This is a genomic window from Faecalibacillus sp. TM498 (assembly GCF_020589955.1).
Taxonomy (GTDB): domain Bacteria; phylum Bacillota_I; class Bacilli_A; order Erysipelotrichales; family Coprobacillaceae; genus Faecalibacillus; species Faecalibacillus intestinalis.
In genome coordinates, this window is the sequence record NZ_JAJDKB010000004.1 from 70,453 (window position 1) to 88,293 (window position 17,841).

Sequence of the window (17,841 nt, forward strand, 5' to 3'; positions counted from 1 at the left end):
CGCTTTCATATAAAAAAGAATAGAATCTTTAGAATTCATACCAACAATTATATAATCGTGTTGTGAAATAAAAACATTATGATATAATGAACTTTGGGTGGTTATATGTTAAAATATGAAATGATTGTTAATGATCTTCAAAAAAGAATAATGAACGAAGAATTCGAAGAAAATCACAAATTACCTACTGAAGAAAAATTAATTGAAGAATATAAAGTAAGTCGTAATACGATTCGTAATGCAATTAAAATATTAATTAATTTAGGAATTGTTTATTCAGTTCAGGGGAATGGGATGTTTGTTCGTGCGCCTAAAAAAAAGGGTACAGTTTATTTAAATTCAACACGTGGCGTGACAATGGATAATCCTGGTAATAAAATTGTTAATAAGTTATTAGACATTCAAGTCATTGAAGCTGATGAAAAGTTAAGTCAACAAATGAATTGTAAGATTGGAACGCCTGTTTATTATTTAAAAAGATTACGTATTGTTGATGGTATTCCTTATGCTTTAGAAAGAACTTATTATAATAAAGATATTGTTCCTTATTTAGGTAAAGAGATAGCTGAAGGATCTATTTTTAGATATTTAAAAGATGATTTAAAATTATCTTTTGGCTTTGCTGATAAATATTTAACAGCTATTAAATTAAGTAAAGAAGATGCAAAGTTATTAAATCTTAATGAAAATGATCCTGCTATTATGATCAATGATAATATTCATTTGTCTAATGGACTTTTGTTCAATACTTCAAATATTATTTACAATTATCAAGCAACTAATTTTTATAGTGTTGCACAGTAATTAATAATAAATAAAAAAATCACAACCTAATGTGATTTTTTCTTTGCTTTCATTCGTGCCTTACATTCATACATATTTTTATCTGCTTGATTCAATAATAACTTTAAATTTGTTTCTCGACTATGCGTAGAAAGTGCATAACCAAAGGCAAAATCAATGAATATTTGTTTACTAAATTCATTATAACATCTTGCTTCGTTTTGTACTTGTAAAATAATATCTTCTACGTCTTGTTGAGTAACATCATTTAATAAAGCAATAAATTCATCTCCTCCATATCTTCCAACAAAATATTTTTCAGGAATAGAAGTACGGATAATATGTGCAAAATTCATAATTAATGTATCACCAGCAAGATGTCCTAAAGAATCATTAACTACTTTTAAATCATTCAAATCAAAAACAATAATTGCGGTCGGTTCATCAAAGTGATCATAGTGAGCAATCAATTCTTCTACACGACTTCTATTAGGCAAACCTGTATGCAAATCAATATATGCTTTTTTATTAAGTTCTCTATTTTTCTTCATTAAAACAACTGCTGATACAGATTCCTTGATCATCATTAGAATAACTAAAGCAATTACAAAAATCAATGCTTTCTCTATTTGATCTAATCTTGTCGCACATTTTTGAGAATAATCTTCAGCAGCTGTAACTGTTTCATCTGCTAAATAAAAATATTCTTCACTCATTTTAATAATATTTGTTTGTTGATATCCCTTTTCTCTTACTAAACTAATTTCATCTTTTAAAGATAACCAAGAAGTATGTAATTCCGTTAATTTCTTTTGATAATGTTGATCATTTAATGTTGTCAGTTGATACTTTCCACCACCATTTGTCAATCCATAAAAAATGTCATCCAAATATTTAATTAAAACATCATTTTCATTTCCTGATATTTCTAATTTAATTTCTCTTTGTGTGGCCCCTCTAATAATTCCTGCATAATTAATAACACGTGCATTTCCTTGAATCTTTTTAACATCACTCATCATAAAAATCGTTAAAGTAATTAAAACAATGAGTAATATTCCCTGGGCAATTTTTTCTCCTAAATTTCTTCTTTGTTCTTTTTTCATTTACTTCATCTCTTTCCCTTAATACTATAACAAATTTATAGCTTATTCGCTATTAAAAAAGAAGAAACATAAAGTCTCTTCTATAAGTCATATAACTTTGCTTTTGTAAGTATTAATACATATAAAAAATCTCTAGTTGCTTCCTTGGTTTCAAATTTTTGTCTTGTTTGACTGATATAATTTACAGCTTCTGTCCATTCTTCTAAAGAATAATCATCCAATGAAAATAATAAAATTCTTCTTGCTTGTTTATAGTTGACACTCCCTATGTCTAAAGGCAGGGGATTCTTGCTACCTTTCAATATACATTCTTTTTACACTTTTAATAAAAATATATTGAATGACCAGTCTATTTCTAGTAGGTCGTAGTGCAAGATATGGTATGCCATTACCACTCCTAGGGCAGAGCATATAGCTCCCTAGGCAATACATCTGTTACCAATGTATTCAGTTGAATTACAAATGTTTATCGCACCTAACAAATCTCTATGTGTATGATATCCACATTTACAAATATACTTTCTATCTTTTGCATGGTGGATATTTCCACATTGAGGACATTTTTGACTTGTATAAGCTGGATCTACATATTCAACTTCTATTCCTACAAGTTTGGCTTTATATTCTATATATTGTGCTAATCTATAGAAAGACCATGTATGCAGACTAGGATTGTTTTTACAACTTGTTCTTGTCGTTGAGCGAATGTTTTCTAATCGCTCTAATTTTATTACTTTTGCTTTATGTTTCTTTGCTGTATTGACGATTTCACGACTTATCTTATGATCTATGTCTTTCATAATACGTTGTTCTTTATTCTTAATTCTTTTGACAACAGTTGGTTTCTTTGCTTTTTGAAACCATTTTCTTAAGTTTGCATAGTGTCTTCTCATATACTTATTTTTTCTACCATTGCCATAGAATTTAACACTTCCATCTGTACAATAACTTACTGCAGGACATTTGATGCCTAAATCTACTCCCATGACATTATTGCTTTCATTTACTTTCTCAATTTCATTAATTTCATATACAAATTGTGCAACTAATGTATTTATATTTTTAATAACAATACGCATTGTACCTAGTCTATGAGAAGATAAAATTAATTTTTGTTTATCTGTCATTTTAGTTTTAACAGAAATACGTTTTGATTTTCCATCTATCATTACAGGAAATGAAATATAGTTATCTTGAATTTTAAAGTTTTGATTATTGATATAACAACATAATTTCTTCAAAACAGGAACTTTTATTTCCTTTAACTTTTTTACTTCTTTTACTTCTTTTATTCTTCTTATTCTTTTTAGCCTTTTCAACTTCTTTACATGCCTTATCATATTTTTTGACAATAGATTTTGCGTCACGAATACATTGATTACATAAAGCACTAGGTAGTTTTGCTTTCACATCCGCAGTTGTTAATTTAGAAATACTTTTAATATTTTTAATTTCTTTAACACTTTCAATATTTCCATTATCTTTTTTAGTATAATCATAAACAATATTATTTACTGTAGAAATATATTCAGACATAGTATTTCTAATTAACTCTATTTGATATTCAGTTGGATATAGTTTTACTGTTTCTGATAGTTGCATACGCTTCACCTATATTTTAATTTTATTTATTTCCTTTCTTTTAATTTATAATTCTATTATATATTATATGCATCAATACACGAAGTGTTGGACAATCATTTTAAAAACAACTACAAAGGGATCTCCTTATATCCCCATGGCTAAAGCGAGGAGCTTTACGGCGCTCTTTGGTAAAAATAAACAGGCTATGATCCAAGAAATTCGTGTTGAACTGAGATGTAACAATCAAAGCAAGACCATCAATCTGTTTTCTCATGTCACAAAACTGTTTGGCAACATAGATATTTTTGATTTCATCGGTATTGATAATCATAGCAGGTTCTCCAATAAAATCTTAAGATTTTGTTTGGAACAGGAAATATGATGATCAATATCAAAATCAATAACGTCATTGCTTTTATCAAGGATGACAGGTAGAAAAGTATTTTCTTCTTCAAGGATCAAAGCCTTTTGTTTATAGAAGCTGGAAATACAAATATGATTGTCGTTACAATACTTTTAAATTGTCAAATCACTTTGTTTCTGTGCTTCGATAACTTCCTTCCATTTTTCTTTTCCTCTAATTATCATAAAAGATGCGCCTCCTTATCAAGTACATCCTTATTGTATTGAATTCTTTAATTATTTATAATCGCTTATTTATTTGACACTTACCTTTTTTATTATTTTATCTTTCTTTTCTTTTAATTCATTGGGCAGATTGTCCAAAAAAAAGAAGTCACAATGACTTCTTAAAAATTTCATATTAACTTGCATACTATTTTACGTTATTTTTTAATTTTGTAAAAATAAATAATAACAATGTTCCTACAACTGTTGATAAAACAATTAACGCTAAATAATATAATGGATTATTGACCATCCATATTAAGAATAATCCTCCATGGGGAGAAGTAATTGAACATTCAAAATACATTGATAATGCTCCTGCAAGACCTGCTGCTAAACAACATGCTGGTAAAATGACAGTTGATTCTTGTTGAATAAATGGAATAGCTCCTTCAGATATAAAAGATATACCATTAATATAATTCATTAATGCATCTTTTCGATTAGAAAATCTATTTTTAGATAATGTTGCTGTTAAAGCAATTACAAATGGTGGAATCATTCCTCCAACCATGACTGCAGCCATTGGATAATAATCATAACTTATAAGCATTCCTATTCCAAAAACATAGGCTGTTTTATTAATAGGACCACCATTATCAATAGCCATCATCATTCCTAAAACAAATCCAAATAAGATTTTTGTTGATATTTGAGATTCAACAAGTGAAACATATTGTAAAATATAGCTATGTGCTATATACAAATAACCATTTAAATAAATCATCACAAGTAAAACAATAACAGTTGATAAAACAGGATGGAATAATGATGCTTCTATTCCTTTTAAACATTGTGGTAAATAAGAAAATAATTTCTTTAAAATCAATGAAACAAATCCTGCTAAAAAACCAGCAACAATTCCTGCAAGCAAAGAAGTTGAATTAGCAGAAATTGATGACATTGAAATTCCTTGACAAACAATTAATCCACCAGCAAAACCTGAAACCATTGCAGGTCGATCTGCAATACTATCAGCAATATAAGCTGATACAATTGGAATAATCATGATTGTTATTAATTGTTGAACATAATTTATAAGTGTCAATGATTGATTTGATAATACCTGATCTTTAACAAGATATAAAATACCATATAGAACTCCACTTGCAACAAGGAATGGTAAAGCATGTGAAATACCATTCATTAAATGTTTGTAAAATAAACGTATGATATTTTGTTTTTCTTTTTTAGTATCATGATGATATATTTCACCATCGCCATTATTTGCTTTTTGAACAAGCTCTTCAGCTTTCGAAATCCCATCTCTTACAGGAACTTGAATTACTTTTTTCGCTTCAAATCTTTGCATTTCTACTTTTTTATCAGCAGCTACTATAATACAAGTACAATGATCAATATCATCTTGTGTTAATTGATTTTTAACCCCTTCTTGCCCATTAGTTTCTACTTTAATAGAAATATTTAATTTTTCTCCCGCTTGTTCTAAAGCTTTAGCCGCCATAAAAGTATGAGCAATTCCTGTAGGACACGCAGTTACTGCTAAAACAGCAGGATGAACAATTTCTTTCACTTCTTCTTTTTTATTTTCCTTAGCATCTATTAATTGTAAAAATTCTTCTTTAGAAGATGCATTAATTAAAGCATTTCTAAAATCTTCTTCCATTAATAAAGTAGATAACTGTGCAAGAGCTTGTAAATGAGCACCTCCCGAATCTTTAGGAGCACCAATCATAAAAAATAAATAAGTAGGTTGTCCATCAAGAGATTTAAAATCTAATCCTTCTTTAACAACCATTGCAGATAATCCTGCTGTTTTCACACCTTCACTTTGTCCATGAGGAATAGCAACACCATCACCAATTCCTGTTGTACTTTGCGCTTCTCTATTTAAAACACTTTCTTTATAAATTTCTTTATCATTTAATTTTCCACTTTGATCTAATAAATCAACCAGATGATTGATTGCTTCTTCTTTATTAGAAACTTGTGGATTTAAATCTATCGAATTTATATCTAATAATTCTGTAATTCTCATTTCTAACAACCTTTCTTTTTTTGTCTATCATAAAGCAAAAAAGTTGTTCAATCAAGAACAACTTAATCATACTGACATAACTTATAAATATCTTTGATGCAAGTTCCTACATCTGCTGGTTTATGTGCATCACTCGCTGTAATAATATCCACATGATGTTCTTTAAAAATATCCAACAATTCTTTAGACAAACCTTTATCAGGATGATGATAACGATAATAACACCCTGTATTACATTCCCCTTTAACATGATGTTCTACTAATAATTCAGCAAGTTCATGATAAGTTGGTTTTAAATCATAAGTTGGATAATAACCAAACATTTTAATTGTATCAGGATGAGCTAATTGCGTAAATAAATCGCTTTTAACTAAATCAAAAATCAATTCATAATACCGATGATAAATATCATCTACATTGTATTTTTCCCAAAGTAGTTCTTTAGACCAAGGCATATCATATAAAAGTCCATCAATAGAATGAATAGCTCCTACTAAAAAATCAAATTGATAGGGTTCTAAAATATGTCTTATTTCTTCTTTATATTCAGGAACATAACATACTTCTAATCCAAATAAAACTTCTATTGGAAGTTCTTCCTCTTTTACCTCATTAATTAAACGCACATAACTAGAAAGTGTATCTTTAAATTTCATTTTCTTATTAGCAAGCCATTCTCTTTGTTGATCACTTGCTTCTTTAACACCTTGATAAATAACTTCAAATTCTTTAAAACGATGTGTATGATCTAAAATTTGAATACGATCAAATCCTTGTTTATAAGCTTCATTAATAAATTCCATTACATATTCTTTAGTAAGTGGTCCGTTTTCTAAATGCATATGTCCATCTACTAGCATAGGCAATCCTCCATTCATGTTGTATACAATTATAGACTCTTTAATAAAAAAAACAATCCATTTAATAAAACATCTTGTTACAAAAAAAGTAACAAAAACAGTAGATTATTTCCTCTCTATATTTTACTAATATTTGACTATTAAATTTATCATTAGATTTAAAATTTAAATTAGTAGCATATAAATATTTTAGTATACTTGGTATTTGTTAAGAAAGATCGTTCAGTTTTGAATAGTGTCGTTAGGTATTTAAAATTGAAAACAGCGAAAAAGCCTTTAAGCATCAACTTAAAGACTTTTTCTATTTCTCTATTAATTTTCTTTTTTTCTTACAAATACCATCACAAACATACTGCTTACTAGTAGCATCATTAATCCTATAATATTTGCATTATCTCCCGTTTTAGCTTTCGTTGTTTGTTTTGTATTTGATTTATTTATTGAAGTAGTTACCGTTGTTTTTAATTCTTTTTTATCTTTATAGATAATTGCATAGTCACTGAACTTATCTGTTTCAAATGTTAAACTGTTTGTCTTTTCATTATAGATTGTTTCTAAGATATCTACTTTTCCATTATGACTTCTTGCGATATAGTATTCTCTTTTAGTTTTACTATCTTTATTGATTAGTTCTTCTGGAACTTTGATTGTTACTTTCATGACTTTTGAAAGTTCATGTATACTTTCATTTGTTCCATTAACTATTTTATTTAAAGTAATATTTAAGTATTTTCCTACTTTATATCCTTTTGTACTTGTTTCAATAAGTTCATTTGCTTGTGCTTCTTTTACTTCTAATACGATTTCTATTTTCTTACCTTCTGCTACTTCACTTAATTCATTTGCTGTTATTTCTTTGTTTTCAATAAGGATATCTATAATTTCATCTCTACTTATTTCTACATCTCCTGTTGTTTTAACAGTAAATGATCCTGTTCCTATCTTATCATTTTCTTTTGGTAAAATAACATAAGCATATTCAAAGGATCCTGTATGGTTATTTCCTTTAGCTTTGATTGTTAGAACATGTTTTCCTTCTTTCGTTGCTTGATTATCTAATACTTCATAATCTTCTTTATTTAATGCTTTTCCATTGACTAAAACTTGTTCTACTTCTTGTGTTTGTTTTTCTCCTGTATATTTTAAGACATTTCCTAATACAACTGTTCCTTTATCAATCGATAATGGATTAATTGTATATGTTCCATCTTTAAAAGTAATATCATAATTTGGATTTGATCCTTCTTTTTGACTTACTTTTATCTTATATGTTCCTACATCTTCTCCTTCTTCTCTTGTAAGAATAATTCCTGTTAATTTATCATTACCAATAAGTTTATCATTTACATATGTAAATTCAGAGTCTTCATCTCCATATGTCTTTGATGCATCATTTACAGTAACTGTAATCTTTTTAGCTTTAACAGTAAGATTTATTTCTTTAGATATTTTTTTATAATTCTTACTTTCTTTTTGACTTACTGTAATGATGACTTTACCTGCGCCTTTGATAACTACATTACCTTCACTATCTACTGTAGCTACTTTTTCATCGCTACTTGCATATTCAATAGCTGATTCATTATCTTTACTTTGAGCATGAATTGTAAATGCTTCATCACCATAAGTCTTTTCAACATCTTTTTGATCAACTGTTAATTCATGATTGATTTTATTAACAGTTAATGTTACTTCTTTACTATCACTATCATAGTTATGATCAACTCCTAATGTAACTTTTAATTTTGTTGTACCAGCATTATGAATTGTTACATTACCTTGATCATCTACTGTAGCTACATCCTCATTACTACTTGAATAAGATAATTTTCCATTTCCTTTATGAGATACTTCTAATTTAAATCCTTGATCACCATATTTTTTATCATTCACTTCTTTTACTTTTAATCCAGCATCTGCACCTTTTACTACAAATTCAGCTGTATTTGTATCAGTTAAATTATAGTTTTTGTCATCGATACTTGCTGTAACAGTATATTTACCTGCATGACTAGGAACTTCTGTTCCATTAACTTTTGTTCCATCATACCCTGTTCCTGTGTAAGTTAATGTTACTTCTGGATGATTGCCATTTTCTACATCATTTAACTTAGCTGTAGCACCTGTAATTTTTTCACCATAAGTACCACCATTAGGTGTTATTGTAACAGTTATATCTTTTGGTTTAATTGTATAACTTGTTGTTACATTTTCAGGTAATTTATAGTTGGGATTACTTACTTTTGTAGCTTTAGCTTCATAAGTACCTACATTTTTATGTTTATCTCCATCAACAGTAATTTCACATTTATCACCATCTACTAAGTTATTAACTGTAGCCGTTGGTAATTGTTCTTTCCCATTGTAAGTTAATTCTTTGTTCCAGTTTAAATCAATTGTTCTAGGATTGATTTTATTTGTGATTTCTTGTACATCTGCATCTTTAAAGTTTTTATTTCCTTCTACTTTGTAGTAAACTGTATATTCTTTGGCAGCTTTCCCTGTTGGAATTGATGTTGACCAGTTTTTATTGTCTAAAGAATATTTTACTGTTCCTCCATTAGTAGATGCTGCATTTACTAATTCTTGTTCACTTCCATTATATGTTAGTGTTTTTGTTGTTGGTTTCGTAACAACTGGTGTTGCTTGGGTAATATTGAATTTTACTGTTGTATCAATAGTACCGTCTTCCCATCTATAATTTGTAGGATCTTTTAAAGTCAATTGAACATCATATTCATTTACATCAATACCACCATTATTTTCTTTAACTGTGTATAAACCATTTTCTGAAATATTTGCAGTTAATGTTTGTCCTGTATATACTTTGCTTTCTACTGTTGGTTTTTTTACTTTTTCCCAGTTAACTGTAATATTATTTAATGTTGTTTTATTTCCTGATTTATCTGTTACTTCGATTGTATATGTTCCTTTTTTGGGAACTAATGTATAACTACCATTAGTAGGTTCAACTGTTTGTCCATCTACTTTTACTGTATCTAAATTATTATCAGTTACTGTAAATGTTTGTGTTTTCGTATATGTTTGATTGTTTTCTACACCTGATACTTGTGGTGCAATCGTATCAATTACGATACCATCTGTTGAAACATATTTAATATTTCCTGCTTTGTCTGTTACCTTGGCATAAATAACGTAATTACTATCTTCATTAAATGTAACAGATGTTCCTTCTTTCCAATCTACTGCTTGTAATTGTTTCTCTGTTAGTGATTTTTCACTACCTGATTTATCAACATAATAATAGTATTTATTAACTCCACTACCTTCATCTGTAGCTGTAATTTCTGCTTTTTGTGTTTCTTTAAAGAATAAACCGAATGTAATTTTATTTAAAATACTTTTCCAGGTTTTATTGGATACTTTTATTTCTGTATCAGGTGCTGTTATATCAGCTACTCCTTCAACTGTAATATTTGTATTTTTTTGAATATTATTTATTGTATATTGATTATTGTTATCTAATTGAACTGTTTCGCCATTGACCTTAACAGCGAAATTTTTTGTTTTTGAATAGCCTTTATTCAAGGTAAATGTAAGAGTACTTGATTCATTATAATCAACAACTGTATTACTAACACTTAAAGTATATCCAACTTGACTAGCTGGAACTTTTACTTTGATTTCTTGTCCATTGGCTACATATACTTCTTTTTCAGATGATGCATAATAATTATTACTATCTTTATATCTTACATAATACTTACCAGTAGATAATCCTTCTACAGTATCTCCAGTAATACTACGCCATTCATTTTCACCATCTTTTCTATATTCCATTGATGAATCAACATTATTTAATTTACCATCTGTTCCACCTTTATATGTTGTTCCTGTGGCTGTTACAGATGTTGGTGCTTCTCTATGGGCTTTGACAATTTCGAATGTAACTGTATTTTGTACAGGTAATTTATAATTTGAATCACTCAATTCAGTTGCAGTTGCAGTATATGTACCTACTTCAGTTTGTTCACCAGAAACAGTCACTTTACATTTGTCATCTCCAACTGTATTAGTGACAGTTGCTGTTGGAACATGTGGTTTACCATCATATGGAATTTTAAATGTATTTGTACCATCTAGTTTCCATGATAAAGTTGCTGTTCTTTGGGTAATAGTAATAAATTTTTGAGGAGACGATCCAGACTTATAAAGATCCGATCCCGAATTATATATACTTAAATAATATTTTCCTACGTCTGGATATTCTTTATTGACCTTAACATTTGTATCACGATAATAATATTTATATGAATATTGACAATTATCTAACATACTTTCAGGGACAAGTTCTGGTTGTTCTCCATATTCCCATGTGTATTTAACAATGCTAGGTGGAGTAGGTTCTGCTTTTAATACAGTAAATTTAAGTGATTTTGTTGTTAAACGCAAATAATGATTTGTTTCAGAAACTACTCCTCTAATATAATAAGTACCAGGTTTTAGACTATTTAACTCAGCTAATAGCTTATCTGAACTTATTGGTTTATATGTACTGTCGTCATCATCACATTTCTTGTATTCATAAGAAACAACTGCATTTGAATCTACATAATTCGGATCCATAAGATGACCATACCCATCATTGACTTTTACATATGGACCAAATTCTGATTGATATCCTTGATAAGTATATTTACAATTATCTTGTTCTTTCCAGTTCTTATCTTTGAAATATATTTTATTTGTATAATATTCTGCTTTCGTAATTGTGAATTCTCCAGAAACTGAAACTTGATTCATTGTTAGAGTTACTGAATAATCTCCTGGTTCTGTTGGTCTTTGTGATAATTGTTGTCCATTTTGATAATATGTTAATTTGTATGAATCTCCTGATATTGGAAAACTAGAGGTATTATTACCAGCGGCATTTTCAACCCAAGCATTGTCTCCTTTCTTATACCCTCCATCTTTTGTTTTTAATACTATTTTCGCTGTTGTAGTATCTGGATCCTGATAATCACATTCACTCTTTCTATCTTCTTCACTACAATAACCTTTTATTATTTTTCCACTTTCATCGCTGTTATCAAGTACATAGTTCCATTTGTGAACATGTTTTGCTAAATATATATATTGACCTTCTTCGTCATATCTAAGATCAACTCTGTATAATTTATCACTATTTCTTACAAATTTTATTTTATTCAAATCATCTCTACTTACTCCTCTTGGAGATATTCTGTGTTTTTTTCCATCATTTATGTTATAATCAATATCAATTGTAATAGCATTTCCATTATATTCTGAAAGATCAATGGTACCATTACTACCAAGTTGAACATCTGTTCCACAACTTTCATCAAACTTTACATTTTTTAGTTTAAGTACTGTCGCTTCATTGTAAATACCAATACGATTTGCTTTAATTGTGACATCATTAACATTCAAAACTCCCTCTTTAGAGTTAAGTCCAACTTCATCAGATACAATCGTTCCACCACTACCATTGATTGTCATTGTTCCTGAATTTTCAACAAATCCGCATAGACTGTAAACATCATTTCCACTATAAGTAAATGTATGACCATTCATATTAATAGTTACATCAGTATTCCTGTCAGTCCTAATAAAATCAAACCTTCCACTTTTATCAGGATTATTAATAACATCGCCTAATATATTTAAAGCTATCGTTCCTATTTTAGAGCTATTATATTGTACACGAACTTTTGTACCTGCATTTTCCCATGTAGAATATTTCTTAGTATAATACGTACCTCCAGGCAAATTATATGTTCCTGGTGTACTTGTATAATACGTACTTCCATCACTTGAAATATTAGTATCTGCCGCAAATACATTTACAGGCACTTGTGTAAAGATCATCATAAATGTAAGTATACTTGCTATTATTTTCTTAATTTTTATCTTCATAACTTTCTTTTCCTCCCCTTATTAAAAATTATTATGTTTAAAACTACTTATTTATTTGTTAATAAAAAACCTCCCTTGTCTATTCATATTTTACTATTTATGATACTTTATTTTTTCATTTGTCGCGAAATGTCGTTTTTAGGGTGTGAAATGCAAAAAGACCTCTTTCGAGATCTCCTAATAAATAATTTTTAATATTTTAAAAGAAGTCCACTAGGGACTTCTAAGTAGTCTATTTTCTCCATTGAGATGGAGCAAATAATAATAACATTGGGAATATTTCAAGTCGTCCTGCTAACATATCAAAAGACAAAACAAGTTTTGATACCAACAACAATGATAACATTTTTAATACGATTTGTGATAACACCGATATCTAAACAAAATCTTGATAAATCTCGATGTGTCCCTATAATATATAAATGATTGCCTGGTTTAATAGCATAATTTCCATCTGGAATAATTACATCTTCATTATGACTTACAGCACATACTAAAATATTTGTTTTTGTAATTTTATGGAATTGATTTAATTCAACTCCATTTAAACGACTATGATCTTCCACAAAGAATTCAGCAAGCTCAACTTTTCCTCTTGAAAAAGTATCCACTTTAACAGCTGAAGGAAAAGATAAAACACGACGAATTTCACTTGCTGCTTCAAGTTCAGGATTAACGATCATTGAAAAACCTAATTGATTTCTCATAAAATCACGTTGTGATGAATAATCGGGATTTCTAACACGTGCAATAGTGTGTCTTGTTCCCATTTTTTTAGCCATTAATCCTGCTAAAATATTTAATTCATCTGAAGTAGTTACACAAATAATAAGGTTAGCATCTTCTGCTCCTGCTTCCATTAATATATCCTATGAACTACCATTACCTACAACACCTATAACATCATATTGGTTTACAACTTATTCTACTTTAGTTGCATTTTGATCAACAACAATAATATCATGATCTTCATTTGACATATGTTTAATAAGTGTTTTTCCGACTTTACCGGCTCCCAAAACAATGATTTTCATAAAAAATGAAACTCCTTAATACAGATAGATATTTTTACCCTTTTTCTTTAATTACTCAACCTATTTTGCATTAACCAAACTAAATATCAATGAAAAAATTATTTTTATACAGTATAATAAAAAAACTCCACTATATCGTGGAATTTTCATTATTTTTCAACTGCATTATTTACAATAATACGGCTTGCTTGCATACGAGATAAATCTCTTTTGAATCCTTCTAAATCAATTTTTTCTAATACTTGTTCTTTAGTCATTTGATTAGCTTGTCCAACCATATTTAATTGTTCATCTAAAACTTCTTCAGTAACAACAATATTTTCAACAGCAATAATTTCATCAATTAAAGCTTCTAATTTAGCTTGTTGAGTAGCAGATGGTTTCATTTGTTCTCTTAATTTTTCTTCATCCATACCTGTCATTTGTAAGTATTGATCTAATTGAATTCCTTGAGCCATCATTTGATTCGCCATATAAGACATTTGTCTATCTAATGCCTCATCAATTGCATCATCATCTAATTCAACTTCACTATCTGCCATGAAAGCATCAAAAATTGTATTTTCTTTTTGTGCTTCATATTGTTGATCATGTTGTTGTTGTAAACCTTCATTAATATAAGCTTTTAAATCTTCAACTGTTTTAATTTCAGGTACACCTAAACCTTCAACAAAATCATCATTTAATTCAGCTTCTTTTTTTACAGATAATTTTTTAACTGTTACTTTGAAAACAACATCTTGTCCAGCTAAATCTTCGGCTTGATAATTTTCTGGGAAAGTTAAGTTTAAATCTCTTGTTTCATTAACTTTCATACCAATCATTTGTTCTTCAAACCCTGGAATAAATGATCCTGAACCAATTTCTAAATCATAATCATTTCCTGTTCCACCTTCAAAAGCAACATCATCTTTTAAACCAACAAAATCGATTGTAGCGATATCACCGTTTTCAACAGTATCTCCATCTTTTTCTTCTGTTTGACTTGATTGAGCTAAAATCATTTGAATTTGTTGTTCAACTTCTTCATTAGATACAGGTACTTTTTCTACTTTAAATTCAATTCCTTTATAGTTACCTAATTTAATTACTTTACTCATTTATCTATTTCCTTTCATTATATGCCTGTTTATTCTATCATAAAGAAAACTTATTGTCTTTATTTAATCTTAATATCCTTAATATTATTTAAAGTAATTGTTGAATATCCTGACATATCTGTTTCGGTTGTAATATTTTCATGATTTAAATAATCTTCAACATTTAATTCAATAATACGATCATCATCTAAAACCAATTTACATCTTGACATACGATCTAATGAAAGTGGAACATTAACAATTTCATCATCTTCTTCAATTCCTAGATCTCTCATAATCGTTTCAACTTCTTCTTGTGCGTTATAATCATCACCCATGACCTTCTTCGCAATTTCCATTGGTTTTAATGGTAAATGTTCCATTACTAAATCAATCATTTCTTTTTTGACCATAGCTGTAGGATCACCTTCAAAAACATTATATTCACTATCGACTTTTTTAACGACTTTATTGACAATACTCATTTTTTGTTTATCTGTTAATTTAGGTTCACCTTTAATATATTGTTCATTAAGATAATAGCCTGGTTTTCCATCTATTTGAAATCTTTTTTCAATTAAAGAAACTGTGTTTTTATCAACGTTGATAATAATTGCTTCTTCAACAGCTGAAGTTTTAGGTGGAAGACTTTGTCTATTAACAAATTTAATAAATCTTTTACCATCTACTTCTTCCACAATAGAAATAGGTGTCACTTTATAATTTAACTTCATGATGAGAATCATCTTTTCTCCATCTACTTTACATTCAACAAACATTAAATTACTATTAGGCATTTCTTCTACATATTTGCTGACAGCAAATAGATCTTGAGCAATCTTTTTAGATTCAACAATAAATTGTTCATCATCAATGATCATATTTCTAGCTGCTTGTAATAAATGATGTTCACTTCCTACAATGAGTTCTTTAATGGTTGTATTCGTTAAACATTTTTCTATTTTTTTATCATAATATTCAGTTGTTCCCTCTATTAAATCAATAAATTGATCAGAGTAAATAATTTGACTATGTTCCATATCGAGCATATGAATTAATATCTTATCTATAATTGTTGTATTCATCTTTATCACCGAATGTAGTATATCATAATTTTTTATTTTAATATATAATGGATGTGGTGAAGTCTATGAAAATTATAATTGCTGATGCAAAAAGTTTAAAAGAAAAGCATTTTCCTATTGAAAAACAAACACCATTGTTTTTTAATAAAGCAGAATCTTTAAGAAAACAATTAAAAGAATTAGATATTGATCAAATTCATGATTTGATGAAGATTTCTTTTAAACAATCTTCATTAATTTATGATTATTTTCATAATGAGGAAACTTTTGCAGCCATAAATTTATTTAATGGCGTTGTTTTTAAACAGCTTGATTTAAAGAATTATCAAAAAGAAGAATGGGATTATTTAGATAAGCATTTACTAATTAATTCTCCACTTTATGGAATTTTACGTTATAATGATGCTGTAAATTATCATCGTTTAGAAATGAAACATAAATTAAATGAAATAAATTTATATCAATATTGGTATAAAGAACTAAATGATTATTTAAAAAATGAAGATGTTATTCTTTCTTTAAGTACGAAAGAATATGAAAAAATGTTTGATCTTCCAATCATTCAACTTGATTTTGTGATAAGAAATGGGCATACTTTTAAACGAAATGCCGTGTATTTAAAAAAAGCAAGAGGAATGATACTCAATTATTTGATTGAACATCATATTGAAGATATTGAACAAATAAAAGAAATTGTGATCGATGACTATCATTTTAGTGAAGATGATTCAAATGATGATCATTGGGTTTTTATAAAAAATGAAAAAATGAAATACATCAAAAAATAGGAGGTTATTTATCATGTATAAAGTTGGTGTTTTAGGCGCAGGTACATGGGGGATGGCTGTCGCAAGAGTGTTATGCAATCGTCATCATTCAGTGATGGTTTGGTCAGCTTTACCTCAAGAAATTGAATATATTCAAAAAAACAGAACACATCCAAAATTACCTGAATTAGAAATTCCTGATGATATGGAATTTACAACAGATATTAAAGAAGTATGCAATAGCGAGTATTTAGTGGTTGCTGTTCCTTCCATTTTTATGAGAAGTACAATGGAAACAGCTAAAGATTATATTAAAGAGCAAATCTTAATCGATCTTGCTAAAGGGGTTGAAAAAGATAGTCTTTATACAATGTCTGAAATTATTCGAGATGTTTTAGGAAATCAAGCAAAAATCGTAGCTCTATCAGGTCCAACCCATGCTGAAGAAGTTGTAAGAGATATGCCTTCAACCATTGTTTCAGCTTGTGATGATTTAGAAGTTGCTGAAAAAGTACAAAATCTTTTCCAAGATACATGCATGCGTGTTTATACAAACATTGATGTCCGCGGGGTTGAATTATGTGGTGCTTTAAAAAATATCATTGCTTTAGCAGCTGGTATTTCCCATGGGTTAAATTATGGTGATAACACTCGTGCTGCCCTTATTACGCGTGGTCTTTCTGAAATGACACGTTTAGGAACAACAATGGGATGCCTTGAACAAACATTCCATGGTCTTGCCGGAATTGGTGATTTGATTGTCACAGCAACAAGCGTGCATAGTCGTAACTTTAAATGTGGAACATTAATTGGACAAGGTTACAATGTTGATGACGCTACAAAAGAAGTTGGTATGGTCGTTGAAGGTTTAAACGCTTTACCTGCTGCAATGCAACTTGCTAAAAGATATGATGTAGAAATGCCAATTACTGCCATGGTCGATGCTATTGTTAAAGGTAAAGTTAGTCCAAATGAAGCAGTCAAGGCATTAATGAATCGTGATCGAAAAACAGAGCTAA

Annotated in this window: 13 protein-coding genes and 2 pseudogenes; 3 read left to right on the forward strand and 12 right to left on the reverse strand. The window is 28.7% G+C overall.

Annotated features, from left to right (window positions below; translation table 11 throughout):
* Window positions 1-105: 105 nt before the first annotated feature.
* On the forward strand, window positions 106-804 hold the full coding sequence (locus LJD32_RS02475) for a GntR family transcriptional regulator (protein ID WP_227391672.1): 699 nt from the start codon (window positions 106-108) through the stop codon (window positions 802-804).
* 26 nt (window positions 805-830) lie between these two features.
* On the opposite strand, the gene LJD32_RS02480 is transcribed toward LJD32_RS02475, so the two are convergent.
* The 12 genes and pseudogenes from LJD32_RS02480 to LJD32_RS02535 form a co-directional block, all read right to left on the reverse strand.
* Window positions 831-1,889, reverse strand: a complete 1,059-nt coding sequence (locus LJD32_RS02480) for a GGDEF domain-containing protein (protein ID WP_147579719.1) — start codon at window positions 1,887-1,889, stop codon at window positions 831-833.
* An 80-nt stretch (window positions 1,890-1,969) separates the two neighbouring features.
* Complete coding sequence (locus LJD32_RS02485) at window positions 1,970-2,191, reverse strand: hypothetical protein (protein ID WP_227391671.1); 222 nt, start codon at window positions 2,189-2,191, stop codon at window positions 1,970-1,972.
* Between the two features lie 117 nt (window positions 2,192-2,308).
* A complete protein-coding gene (locus LJD32_RS02490; RefSeq protein ID WP_264472058.1) occupies window positions 2,309-3,208 on the reverse strand; it encodes an RNA-guided endonuclease InsQ/TnpB family protein in 900 nt (299 codons plus the stop codon).
* Window positions 3,102-3,491, reverse strand: coding sequence for a hypothetical protein (locus LJD32_RS02495; RefSeq protein ID WP_227391669.1), 390 nt, complete (start codon window positions 3,489-3,491; stop codon window positions 3,102-3,104). Before LJD32_RS02495 ends, LJD32_RS02490 begins: the two co-directional genes overlap by 107 nt.
* 100 nt (window positions 3,492-3,591) lie before the next feature.
* A complete protein-coding gene (gene tnpB / locus LJD32_RS02500; protein WP_227391668.1) occupies window positions 3,592-3,804 on the reverse strand; it encodes an IS66 family insertion sequence element accessory protein TnpB in 213 nt (70 codons plus the stop codon).
* A 444-nt stretch (window positions 3,805-4,248) separates the two neighbouring features.
* Complete coding sequence (locus LJD32_RS02505; RefSeq protein ID WP_227391667.1) at window positions 4,249-6,099, reverse strand: fructose-specific PTS transporter subunit EIIC; 1,851 nt, start codon at window positions 6,097-6,099, stop codon at window positions 4,249-4,251.
* Window positions 6,100-6,161: 62 nt separating this feature from the next.
* Window positions 6,162-6,959 (reverse strand): histidinol-phosphatase HisJ family protein, encoded by a 798-nt coding sequence (locus tag LJD32_RS02510; protein ID WP_227391666.1) that lies wholly within the window; start codon window positions 6,957-6,959, stop codon window positions 6,162-6,164.
* A 312-nt stretch (window positions 6,960-7,271) separates the two neighbouring features.
* Window positions 7,272-12,857 (reverse strand): MBG domain-containing protein, encoded by a 5,586-nt coding sequence (locus LJD32_RS02515; RefSeq protein ID WP_227391665.1) that lies wholly within the window; start codon window positions 12,855-12,857, stop codon window positions 7,272-7,274.
* Between the two features lie 302 nt (window positions 12,858-13,159).
* Window positions 13,160-13,564, reverse strand: coding sequence for a TrkA C-terminal domain-containing protein (locus tag LJD32_RS02520; protein ID WP_318532664.1), 405 nt, complete (start codon window positions 13,562-13,564; stop codon window positions 13,160-13,162).
* Window positions 13,538-13,891: pseudogene (locus LJD32_RS02525) on the reverse strand (NAD-binding protein); the annotation flags it as partial. The gene LJD32_RS02520 and the pseudogene LJD32_RS02525, both read right to left, overlap by 27 nt.
* 149 nt (window positions 13,892-14,040) lie before the next feature.
* Window positions 14,041-14,991 carry a trigger factor gene (gene tig, locus LJD32_RS02530; RefSeq protein ID WP_032091741.1) on the reverse strand — a complete coding sequence of 317 codons (951 nt, stop codon included), beginning with the start codon at window positions 14,989-14,991 and terminating at the stop codon, window positions 14,041-14,043.
* Between the two features lie 59 nt (window positions 14,992-15,050).
* Window positions 15,051-16,055 carry a nucleoid-associated protein gene (locus tag LJD32_RS02535; RefSeq protein ID WP_227359365.1) on the reverse strand — a complete coding sequence of 335 codons (1,005 nt, stop codon included), beginning with the start codon at window positions 16,053-16,055 and terminating at the stop codon, window positions 15,051-15,053.
* A 65-nt stretch (window positions 16,056-16,120) separates the two neighbouring features.
* Between LJD32_RS02535 and LJD32_RS02540 the strand changes: the two genes are divergently transcribed.
* Window positions 16,121-16,843, forward strand: coding sequence for a YaaA family protein (locus tag LJD32_RS02540; protein WP_032091743.1), 723 nt, complete (start codon window positions 16,121-16,123; stop codon window positions 16,841-16,843).
* Window positions 16,844-16,856: 13 nt separating this feature from the next.
* Window positions 16,857-17,828 (forward strand): annotated as a pseudogene (locus LJD32_RS02545) (NAD(P)H-dependent glycerol-3-phosphate dehydrogenase); the annotation flags it as partial.
* Window positions 17,829-17,841: the final 13 nt, after the last annotated feature.